Raw genomic sequence first — 9,435 nt, forward strand, 5'->3', positions numbered from 1 at the left:
TTGGCCAGGGCCTGGTAGGCTTGGGCCTCGTTCCCCTCGTCCTGGAGGTTCTCCTGAACCGGGATGCTCCCCCGGTAGCTGGGGCTTTGTGCCCCCGGCTGGGGGTTCTTTCCTACCTGGGCCAAGGCCAAAACCCCCACTGCCAAGACACCCACTGCCGCCATCGCTGTCTTCTTCATCCCTTACCTCCTTGCCTGCGGGGATTTCCCCTCAGGACGCCCTAAGGGTAAGGGGGGAAGGTTTCACCCAGGTAACAACGGGCTGGAGGCGGGGGCAACCCGGCCGAGGAAATCGCCGCCTCACCCGCCTGGGGCCGGAGGTGGCGGAAGCGAGGCGGCTTGGGGAGCTTCTCCTTTCCCGATGGGAGGTGGAGAACCGATCGTTTTGGGTGCGGGGGGTGGGGGCGTGGGTGCTGGCAGGGCTCTGGGCCTTCCTGGTTTCCAAGCTTCACGGGGAGGGGGTGGCAGCCCTGGAAATCTTCTCCTTCAACCCCCTCTCCGCCCTGCGCTTCCTGGGGCTCTATGCGGCATAGCGGTCAAGTCTGGGGGCCCTGGGGGAGTGCCCCCGCGTCCACCTGGAAGGTGAGGGTGGCGCTTGGGTTCCCTGGGGTCAGGGTGTAGCTCCCCGTGGGGTGGGCCACTCCGGGGTAGCGGCTCGCGTCCCAGCCCGGGCAGTTGGAGGTCCCCTTGGCGCAAGGGTCGGCGAGGCGGACGGTGAGGGTGGCGGAGGCCACCTGGGGATCGTTGAAGGTTGCCCGCACCGGCACCTGGACCTGGCCCCCGGGGGCTACGGTCTGGAGGGGGGAGGGGAGGCCCAGGGCTCCCGTGAAGGGGGGAGGCGTGAGGCCGGGCAGGTTCAGCTTGCCGCAGGCCGCGAGCAGAAGCGTGGCCAAGGAGAGGAGAACCTTGGTCTTCGCCATAATAGCGGGATTTTAACCTGAGCCTGGATCCTCCGGTGGACCCACTTGGACTTCCTCCCCAGGAAAGCGGGCGTCCAGGGGATAGACCCGTTTCACCCTTCTGCATCCGGAGATGAAAGCCTCTAAGGCACCCCCACTCGCACCCCCGCCGCAGGGGGCGTGGCCTCCGCCTCTCCCCGGGGCTCCTCCGGGTCTAAGAGGCCGTCCCCGTCCCCGTCCAAGAAGGCGAGGAGACGGTAGGGCTCGGGCCTCAACCCCTCCAGGCGGAAAGGCCCCCCTGCCTTCGGAAGGGTGAGGGTCCGGCAGGCCCCCGAGACCGGGCAGGCCTCGAGGACCACCCGGGCGGCCACCTCCCCCACCTGGACCTTGGCCTCTGCCTGGGCCGAAGCGGCCCTAAGAAGGATCCGGTAGCTCCCTGGGGGCGTGCCCAAGGGGGCCCGCACCCGGAGGTAGGCCGGGCCCTCTGCGGGGTTGGGGGCGAGATAGGCGGTAAGTCCCGGCGCCTCCAGGGCTACCCGCACCGGATAGGGGGCGAGGACCTCCACGGGGAGGCTTCCCTCTTCCCCGGGCCTCAGGGCCAAGGACCCCTCTACCCGGAGGGCCACGCCCCCTCCCCGGAGGGCCTCGAGGGCCCCCAGGGCGTCCAAGAGGCGCCCCTCCGGGGTGGCCCGGCTTCCCGCGAGGAGGGCCCCCTCCAGGGCCAGGGGGGAGGCCTCCCCCAGGGAGGCGAGGAGGGCCAGGGCCGCCGCCGCGTGGGGAGCGGCCTGGCTCGTCCCCTGCAGGTAGCGATAGCCCCCAAGGCTGGGGCCCAGAACCCCTTGGCTCCCGCTGCCCCCGGGGGCGAGGAGGGGAGCGAAGCGGTTGGAGTAGGGGGCAAGCCTCCCGTCCGGCCCCACCGCCCCCACGGCCAGGACGCCCCGGCAGTTGCCCGGGAAGTAGTCCCGGTAGTCCTGCCCGTAGTTCCCCGCCGCCGCCACCACCAAAACCCCCCGGGCCCGAACCTCCTCCAGGGCCTCCTGGAGGGCAGGGGAGCAGGGGCCCTCCCCGCTTAGGGAGAGGTTGACCACCCGAGCGGGGTGGGGGTTGGGCGGCAGGCCCGGCACGGGAATCCCCGCCGCCCACCGTAGGGCGAGGAGGAGGTCGCTCTCCCGCCCCGTCCCCTGGGGGGTAAGCAGGCGGATGGGCAGGAGCCTGGCCTGGCTCGCCCCCGCCATCCCCACCCCGTTCCAGGCCGCCGCCAGGATCCCCGAAACATGGCTGCCGTGGAAGGTCTGGAGGGGGCTTCCCGTGGCGGGCTCCGTGGGATCGGTGTCCCCGTCCAGGAGGTCCAGCCCCGGAAGGAGCCCACCCTGGAGGTCGGGGTGGCCCGGGAGGACCCCGGTGTCCGCCACCGCCACCACCACGTCCTCTCCCCCGGTCTTCTGCCAGGCTTCGGGGAAGCGGGCCAGGGGGAGGTTCCACTGCTCGGGGAAGAGGGGCTCGGCCTCACCCCCCTGGGCCACGAGGGGGCGGTCGGGAAGGCTCAGCCTGCCCAGGACCAAGGACCCCCCCACCCGGTACCACCCTCCCCCCAAAGGCCTCCCCGGGTAGGCCATCTGGGGCACGACCCCTTCCCCGCCCACGTAGACCGCGCCCTCCAGGTAGAGGTCCGGGGAGGAGGCCCGCTCCACCACCAGGCGGAAGGAGGCCTCCCGCCGCATCCCCCCGCCCTCGGCCACCACGCGGGCCTCCCAGGTCCCGGCCCGGAGGGCCAAGAGGGGCAGGAGGACCTCCCCGCTGGCCACCTCCTGGGGCTTGGGGGCTATCCCCTCGGGCAGACCCTCCACCCAGAGGCGGGCCCTAAGCCCCCTGGCCTCCACCCGCACCGGGAGGATGGCCTCCCCGCCCTCCGCCGCCCGCACCTCCTCCTTGCCGAGGGATAGCCGTAGGAGGGGGGCCTCGAGGGCGCACCCCGCCACCACCAGGCTAAAAAGGAGGGTCCAAGTCGTCCTCTTCAACCTGCACCCGCCGCCCAAAGTCCGCCTCAATGGCCTCGTAGGCGGCCTCGAGGGTGGGGAAGTCCCCGAGCTCCTCCTGCTCCCCCTTAGGGCCTTCCCACCAGGCTCGGCACCGTCCCGTAGGCCACTCCTGGATCCACCAGTTCCCAAATTCGGTCTCGTACACCCGCCGCTTCCGGCTCCCGTCCAACCGGAGAATCCTCATCGCCCACCTCCTGCCACGGCCACGGCGAAGTACCCCCGGAGGACCGCCACCACCTCCGGGCTTTCCACCACCAGATAGGCCTGACCCTTCGGGGCCACGAAGAAGCGCCCGTCTGCGAGAAGGAACCAGCCCGCCACCAAGCTGCCTCCAAGGCGCACCGCCCTTGCCCCCCGGGCCCAGGAGGGAAGCGCCTCCCGCCCCAGGACCAGGGTGAGGCGCTTCCCCTTGAGGGCTTCCCCCAGCCCCTCCGGGGGCAGGCCCACCACCATGGCCTCCTGGACCCGGTTGACGAGGAACCAGTAAAGCTCACGGGGCGGGAGCTCCCGCACTTGGGGTAGGCCCTGGGCCAGGGCCAGGGAAAGCAGGAGGCTAAAAGATATAGCCAAGCTCCTCAAGCCAAGCAAGGTACTCATCCTCGCTCATTTCGTACATCTCGTCGGGGGGGAGCTCCTGCTCCCGCTCCCAGCACTCAAGGCAGGCCATCTCTTCTTCCTTCCCGCCCACCCGCACCACGATCCGGCCCGTGCCGCCGCACATAGAGCACATCAAGCCCTCACCTCCAGGGGCACCCTAAACTCCGGCGCCCAGCGGAGCGCCTCCTCCCCCTCGGCGAGGAGGAAGGCCGCCTCGATGCCGCGCTGGTAGAGCCGCCACCCGTGCTCGGGGTGCCGCACCAGGTAGTACTGCCCGGTGCCGTCCACCCGCACCACGGAGGCTTCCTCCACGATCCGCCAGAACTCCGCCAAATCCGTCCACATCCTTCACCTCCACTCTCCTCCGTGGGGCCCTTGGGCCCCCCAGCCTCACCGGACCTCCTCCTGCCGCCTCGAGGCGCTCACCACGTGGCTTGTGGCTAGGCGCATCACCAGGGCCACCTTGCTGGCTACGGGGCCGTCCGGGGTGAGCCAGAGCCACCGGTCAGGGGTGCTGTACCCGGGGGCAAAGAGGTACGCCTTGTCGGCCCACAGGATGGGCAGGCCCAGGATGACCCCGGAAAGCTCCGGGGAATCCCTTTCCCCTCCTACTGGCACGATCTTGAGCAAACCCTCCTTTACCGGGTTCTTTAGGTCAGCTTCTAGTTTGCGTGCGGTTCGTCCATCTGTAACGATGTAGGCCTTGGGAATCCTGATTCCTTCAGGTGGGCAGGTGTAGATGGGCACCCCCCCGTAGGAGATGGTTTGGCACCCTCCACCGTAGAGGAGAAGCCCCAGGTAGCGGGCCAGGGCTTCCACTCCGGCTCCCGAGCCCACCACCATGACCTCCTGGCCCCTGGCCAAGGCCTGCTGAACCTCTCCCCAAGCGGCCGGGTAGAGCATGTCGTCGGGGAAGCCGCACATCTTCAGGGTGGAGCAAAGGACGCACTTGGTTACCTTGTAGACTGCCCGGAAGACCAGGCTTGGCTGGGAGAAATCCAGCTGGGATAGGGAGGAGGGGTCGCACGCCAGCACCTGGCCAACCTGCTGGAGGTTGTCGCTGATTCCGCCCCAGTCCAGCTGGGCGAGGGCGGGGGCCAGGGCCACCGCCAAAAGAGCCATCCACCGCTTCACGCGTCACCTCCCAATGAGGGGCCTGTAGAGGGCCCTAAGGTCGGCGTAGCCGGAAAGGCCGGAGAGGAGGGTGTAGGGCGCTCCCCGCACCCCCGGCACCTCGTACCCCTCGGGCACGGAGACCCAGCGCCAATGAGCCCGCTCCAAAGCGAAGGGGAGGATGTAGGGCGGCACCCCCAGGGGCTGGATGGGACCCTCCAGGGGGGGAGAGGGGTAGGCCAGGAGGCACGGGGGGCAGTACTCCAGGCGGATGTCCACGGTGAGGGGCACGTGCCAGTAGACCACGAGCCGGGAGAGCTGGCTCCAGGCCCAGCCCAGCCAGTTGCCCAGGTTCACCTGGGAGAGGTCCACATTGCGGATGTCGGGCACCGTGGTGGCTTCAAGGAAGTTCGCGGCCTGGAAGAAGGTGGTGTACCCGAAGGTTTCGTAGACGGGCAGGGAGGAAGGACCGAACCAGCGCTTGGCCTCCTCGAATTTCCAGAGGCCCGGCCCCTCCCGGTCGGCCTTGATGGGAAGCTCCTGCGCCCTTGGCCCGAGGTCCGTCTGCAGCTGCGCCTTCGCCTCGTGCAGCCGGGCCTGGGCCTCGGCGTCCCTGGGGTTCTGGGCGAGGCGGGCCTCGAGGTCCCGCTTGAGCTTCCAGAGCCCGTCCACCTTCATCAGGGCCACGGCGGAGCAGTCGGCCAGGGCGTCCAGGCTCCCCGCGCACCGGGAGAGGATGGGGATGCCCTGGGCCAGGGTGCGCAGGGGGCTTTCCACCAGGTTCCTGAGCGCGGCCTTCACCTGGTCCATCCCCGGGAGGCCGAGGAAGGCCCGGGAATGGAAGAGGTCCTTGGCCGAGCGGTAGAAGTGGACGTAGAGGTAGGCCTTCTCCAGGTCGCTCCCCGCCTGGTCGATGAGGCCCTTGTAGGTGTTCCACAGCCCTTGGACCTGGTTCCAGAGGGCCGTGGGGTCGGCGGGGAAGAGCTCGGCGTAGACCGGGGCCACCACGCTTCCCCCGCCCAGGAGGTGCCCCTGCCAGGGAACGGGGAGGTAAGCTTTAGGTGCTCCCAGGTTTCTGAAGTCTTGGCCCAAGGTTTGGATGAGGTCCTGGGGTGTAGAGGGCCGTGGGGTGAGGAGGATCCTCGCCACCTCCTGCTGGTAGTCGGCGTAGTACTCGGTGAGGGCCTTCTGCATGGCCCGCTCCACCCTGGAGGAGGCCTCGTCCCAGTTGAACCAGAGGGGCCTCGAGGGGTACCCCTCGGTGCGGAAGACCTCGTGGCCCTGGATGAGGATCTTGAACCCCGGGATGTACATGAGGGGCAGGATCTGCATCCCGAGGCCGTCGCAAAACTCCTGCGGGTCCACCTGGGGCACGGGGAGGTATCGGTCCAGCTTGTGGAGCCCGGCGGAAGCCCAGGCGCCCATATCCAGCCCACCCCGGGCGGCCGCCAGAAAGGCAGGGTCCACCCCCTCGGAGGGGATCTGGAGCCGGAAGTCGGGCAGGGGCGGGTCCAGAGGCGGCCCCTTCACCCCGGCGAGGCAGTAGGCGAACCAGAAGGCGGGGTTGTTGAGCTCCGTGATGACCCGCCAGTAGTAGCGCTCCTCGAAGCGCTGCCAGGCCTTCCGCAGGTCCCGGGCCACCTCCCGGGTGGCCTCGAGGCCGCTCATGGGCAGGTAGAACTCGTGGGCCTGGGCCTCCGCCCAAGGCAGGCGGCCCCTGCACCCGTTGGGGTCCTTTTGGGGGTCGCACTGCCCCTTCTGGTAGTCCCGGAAGCGGTCCTTCCTCAGGACCTCCACGTAGGGCCACTTCCCCTTCAGGACCTGCTCCAAGCGGTAGTCCGGGGCCGAAAGGAGGTACTTGGTCCACTCCTCGTACGTAGGCCCCTGGGCCCAAGCCAGGGCCAATACGAACAGCACAAGCCACCGCATCCCACACCCTCCTAGAGTCCCCTCTCCCGGCACCACTCCGAGAGGGGCTTGAACCAGACCTTGGCCTCGGGCCTTCCCGTCCCCCCGAAGGGCGCTTGGTCCGGGGAAATGGACCGGGTGATGTAGCTCACGTAGGGGTCGCCCTCGGCGGCCTCGAGGTCTTTCCCCGTGGGCAGGAGGTACCCCTCGAGGCCCGGGATCCGGTACCGCTGGCCCTCCGCCGTTACGTACCCCCCGGCCTCCACGGGGCGGTCGTTGTCCGTGGCGTAGCGTGTGGTCTGGCTCCAGCCCCGGAGATAGGCGCTGCCTGTGTAGGTGGGGAGCGCCAGGTACACGTAGGCGTACCCCCGGTACCGCCCCTCGCGGTCCCGTACCGAGAAGTTTCGCGTGCCGAACCAGATGGCTCCGGGGGTCCACCCCTCCAGGGTGAAGGACTCGCTTCCGCGCCCTACCACCGCCTCAAACTGCCCGTTCCAGTCGAACCCAAAGTTGATCCCCGTCCAGTAGTTCTCGTAGGAGTCCAAGGTCCAATCCTTGAACCACACCCTGGCCTTGAGGTTGGCCTGGGAGATGGACCCCCACACGTAGGCCTGGGCCTCGGGGAGGCCTTCCTGGGTAGGGGAGAGGGGCGTGGCGAAGGAGAGGTAGTCCGTTTCCCGCCAGTCCGGGCGGTCCACCAGGTACCGCCCCGCCATCACCGCTCCCTTCTGGGTAGCTCCGGCGGGCGGGTAGATCACGGCGAAGGACTGCTCCTTGGGCAGGGTGTCCCGGGGCATCACATGGAAGCGGCTATCGCTGCGGTAGAGGCGGCAGTAGGTCCGGGCTGTCCCCTCGGGCACCACGAAGCGAACCTGGCCGCCTTGGGCTTCGAACTCCTGGGCCAGGGTATGGGTCCATACGGAGACCTCGGGGACAAAGAGCCACAGGGTGCTGCCTCGAGGCTGGCGGGCGTAGAAGGCCCGAAGGTCGCCCAGGGAGGAGAGGAGGACCTTCGCGGCCACATCCCGGTCCGCCGGGGAGAGGTTGGAGAGGATGGACCCTTGGCCCGCCTGGGCCAGGGCCAGGGAGAGGAGGGGGAGGGCGATGGTCCACCGGCTCATGGATACGGCCGCCCCCTCTGGAACATGGGGTCGATCATGAGGAGGGTCTTCAGGGTGGGCGTGAGGCCCGTGGGCGTCTCCACCAGGGCCAGACACCGCCTGCCCTCCGGCGTGTCCTTATAGGTCTGGCATCCCTTTAGGGCCTGGCTTCTCTCCTCCTCCGGCACCCCGGCATACTCCGGCACGGAGGGGTCGTAGTACTTCCGGGGGATGAGGCGGTCCAGGAGGAGGTAGTCGTGCCGCCACCCCTGGACCAGGAGGAAGGTCTTGATCTCCACCTTGGGGCCGATGTCTGCCCCCCGGGAGTTCTGCTGGCCGAAGCAGAGGGTGAGGAGCCCGCCGCAGAGCCTGCCCGTGTAGAGGAGGCCCTCCAGGATGGAGGGCACGTCGGTGAGGATTTTGATCTCCCCTGCGGGGTCGGCCCGCTGGCAGATGCCGAGAAAGCCGCAGTCATAGAAGTACCCCTGGGCGATCTTCTGCAAGGCGCTTCGCACGGGGTCGTGGATTTCCTTGGCGTAGGCGTAGGCCCGCATGGACCCCCCGGCCCGCTTGTGGTCCTCGAGGAGGCGGTGGGAGAACTCCTGCAGGGCCTGGTCGTAGGAGAGGGTCTTCTCCCAGGGGATGTAGGCGGCCACCCGGGCGGCAGTGGACACCACCCCACTCTGCACCTGCCAGTACCCCCTTAGCTGCTGGCAGTTGTAGTAGGGGTACCTCGGCATCTCCCCGGCGGTGGTGACGGTGGCGGTCTGGTCCTCATACTGGCAGGACCAGTCCGTCCGCCATTCCTTCCAGTAGACGAAGGCCTCGGCCGCAAAGGTGTGGACGCCGTTGTCCCGCCAAGTGAGGTCCCGGGTGCCCGCGCTCGCCTGGGGGCACCCTTGCACCGGGTTGGGGGAGAGGAGGGCGGGGTAGGTGGCGCTTCCCGGCCCCTCGTCCTGGATGGCGAGCTGGCTCCCCGTCCACCGGATCCGGACCCAGGCGGTGCTGGAAGGGGCAGCCGTCCAGGCCTGGAGGGAAAGCCCCCCCGGGGCCGCCGCGGGGTTGGGGGAGACGGAGAGGAACACCTGGGGCTTTGCAGCGGGGAGCTCGGGGTAGTCGGGGGACGTGTAGCGCACGGTGCAGGTCTGGGCCACGGCCCCCAGAAGGAAGGGAAGTAGCAACAATATGAGGCGCATCACGCCTTAGTATAGCAATTGCCTACCAAGGCCGTAGCGCCTTTTCCGCCTGCGCCACCCGCTCCAGGAGCTCCTCCAGGAAGCGGAGGCCCTACGGGAGGACTGGGGCACGGCGGTGGTTCCCGGTACCCGCCCTCTCCCTCCAGGACTGGGAGGAGCGCCAGCTTTGGTTCCGCGGTTATCTGCAGACCTACCTGGAGAGGGACGTGCCCGCCCTACGGGCGGTGGAGAACCTGCCCGAGCTCCGGAGGCTCCTCGAGGCCTTGGCCCTGCGCTCGGGTAACCTCCTGAACCAGAGCGAGCTGGCGCGGGAGCTGGGTCTTTCCCAGGCCACGGTGCACCGCTACCTGAACCTCCTGGAGGTGAGTTTCCTCCTGGTCCGGCTCAGGGCCTATGCCAAAAGCCGCACCAAACGCCTGATCAAGGCTCCCAAGGCCTACCTTCCCGACCCCGCCCTGGCCCTCTACCTGACCGGGGGAAAGCCTTCGGGGGCCCACCTCGAGACCCTGGTGCTCCTGGACCTGCTGGCCTTCCGGGACGCCCAGGTGGAGCCCCCCGGCCTCTACTACTGGCGCACCGCCTCC

At 69.0% G+C, this 9,435-nt stretch carries 11 protein-coding genes and 1 pseudogene; 2 read left to right on the forward strand and 10 right to left on the reverse strand.

Annotation, left to right across the window (positions count from 1 at the left end; all coding sequences use genetic code 11):
* Positions 1-298: 298 nt before the first annotated feature.
* A pseudogene (locus H531_RS13130) lies at positions 299-532 on the forward strand (transposase); the annotation flags it as partial.
* A gap of 3 nt (positions 533-535) precedes the next feature.
* On the opposite strand, the gene H531_RS0111235 reads toward H531_RS13130, so the two are convergent.
* From H531_RS0111235 to H531_RS0111280, 10 genes are all read right to left on the reverse strand, one after another.
* On the reverse strand, positions 536-919 hold the full coding sequence (locus tag H531_RS0111235) for a hypothetical protein (RefSeq protein WP_022799431.1): 384 nt from the start codon (positions 917-919) through the stop codon (positions 536-538).
* 122 nt (positions 920-1,041) lie between these two features.
* Positions 1,042-2,916, reverse strand: coding sequence for a S8 family serine peptidase (locus H531_RS0111240; RefSeq protein WP_033399334.1), 1,875 nt, complete (start codon positions 2,914-2,916; stop codon positions 1,042-1,044).
* A complete protein-coding gene (locus tag H531_RS0111245; protein WP_022799433.1) occupies positions 2,885-3,121 on the reverse strand; it encodes a hypothetical protein in 237 nt (78 codons plus the stop codon). The genes H531_RS0111240 and H531_RS0111245 overlap by 32 nt, the downstream gene beginning before the upstream one ends.
* Entirely contained in the window at positions 3,118-3,507 is a 390-nt protein-coding gene (locus tag H531_RS0111250; protein WP_342664353.1) for a hypothetical protein, read from the reverse strand. The genes H531_RS0111245 and H531_RS0111250 overlap by 4 nt, the downstream gene beginning before the upstream one ends.
* The gene (locus tag H531_RS14330) at positions 3,491-3,634 is read right to left on the reverse strand and encodes a hypothetical protein (RefSeq protein ID WP_211210536.1); all 144 of its coding nucleotides are present in this window, start codon (positions 3,632-3,634) and stop codon (positions 3,491-3,493) included. Before H531_RS14330 ends, H531_RS0111250 begins: the two co-directional genes overlap by 17 nt.
* A 32-nt stretch (positions 3,635-3,666) precedes the next feature.
* Positions 3,667-3,879, reverse strand: a complete 213-nt coding sequence (locus H531_RS0111260) for a hypothetical protein (RefSeq protein WP_028490821.1) — start codon at positions 3,877-3,879, stop codon at positions 3,667-3,669.
* A gap of 45 nt (positions 3,880-3,924) precedes the next feature.
* Positions 3,925-4,668, reverse strand: coding sequence for a hypothetical protein (locus H531_RS0111265; protein ID WP_022799437.1), 744 nt, complete (start codon positions 4,666-4,668; stop codon positions 3,925-3,927).
* A gap of 3 nt (positions 4,669-4,671) precedes the next feature.
* Positions 4,672-6,576 (reverse strand): hypothetical protein, encoded by a 1,905-nt coding sequence (locus H531_RS0111270; RefSeq protein WP_022799438.1) that lies wholly within the window; start codon positions 6,574-6,576, stop codon positions 4,672-4,674.
* Between the two features lie 11 nt (positions 6,577-6,587).
* Entirely contained in the window at positions 6,588-7,676 is a 1,089-nt protein-coding gene (locus H531_RS13135; protein WP_022799439.1) for a hypothetical protein, read from the reverse strand.
* A complete protein-coding gene (locus H531_RS0111280) occupies positions 7,673-8,851 on the reverse strand; it encodes a hypothetical protein (protein ID WP_022799440.1) in 1,179 nt (392 codons plus the stop codon). Before H531_RS0111280 ends, H531_RS13135 begins: the two co-directional genes overlap by 4 nt.
* Before the next feature lie 182 nt (positions 8,852-9,033).
* On the opposite strand from H531_RS0111280, the gene H531_RS13520 reads away from it, so the two are divergent.
* Positions 9,034-9,435: DUF8612 domain-containing protein (locus H531_RS13520; RefSeq protein WP_500691337.1), on the forward strand; the 402-nt coding region annotated here is incomplete at its 3' end.

The sequence above is a fragment of the Thermus islandicus DSM 21543 genome, assembly GCF_000421625.1.
GTDB lineage: Bacteria > Deinococcota > Deinococci > Deinococcales > Thermaceae > Thermus > Thermus islandicus.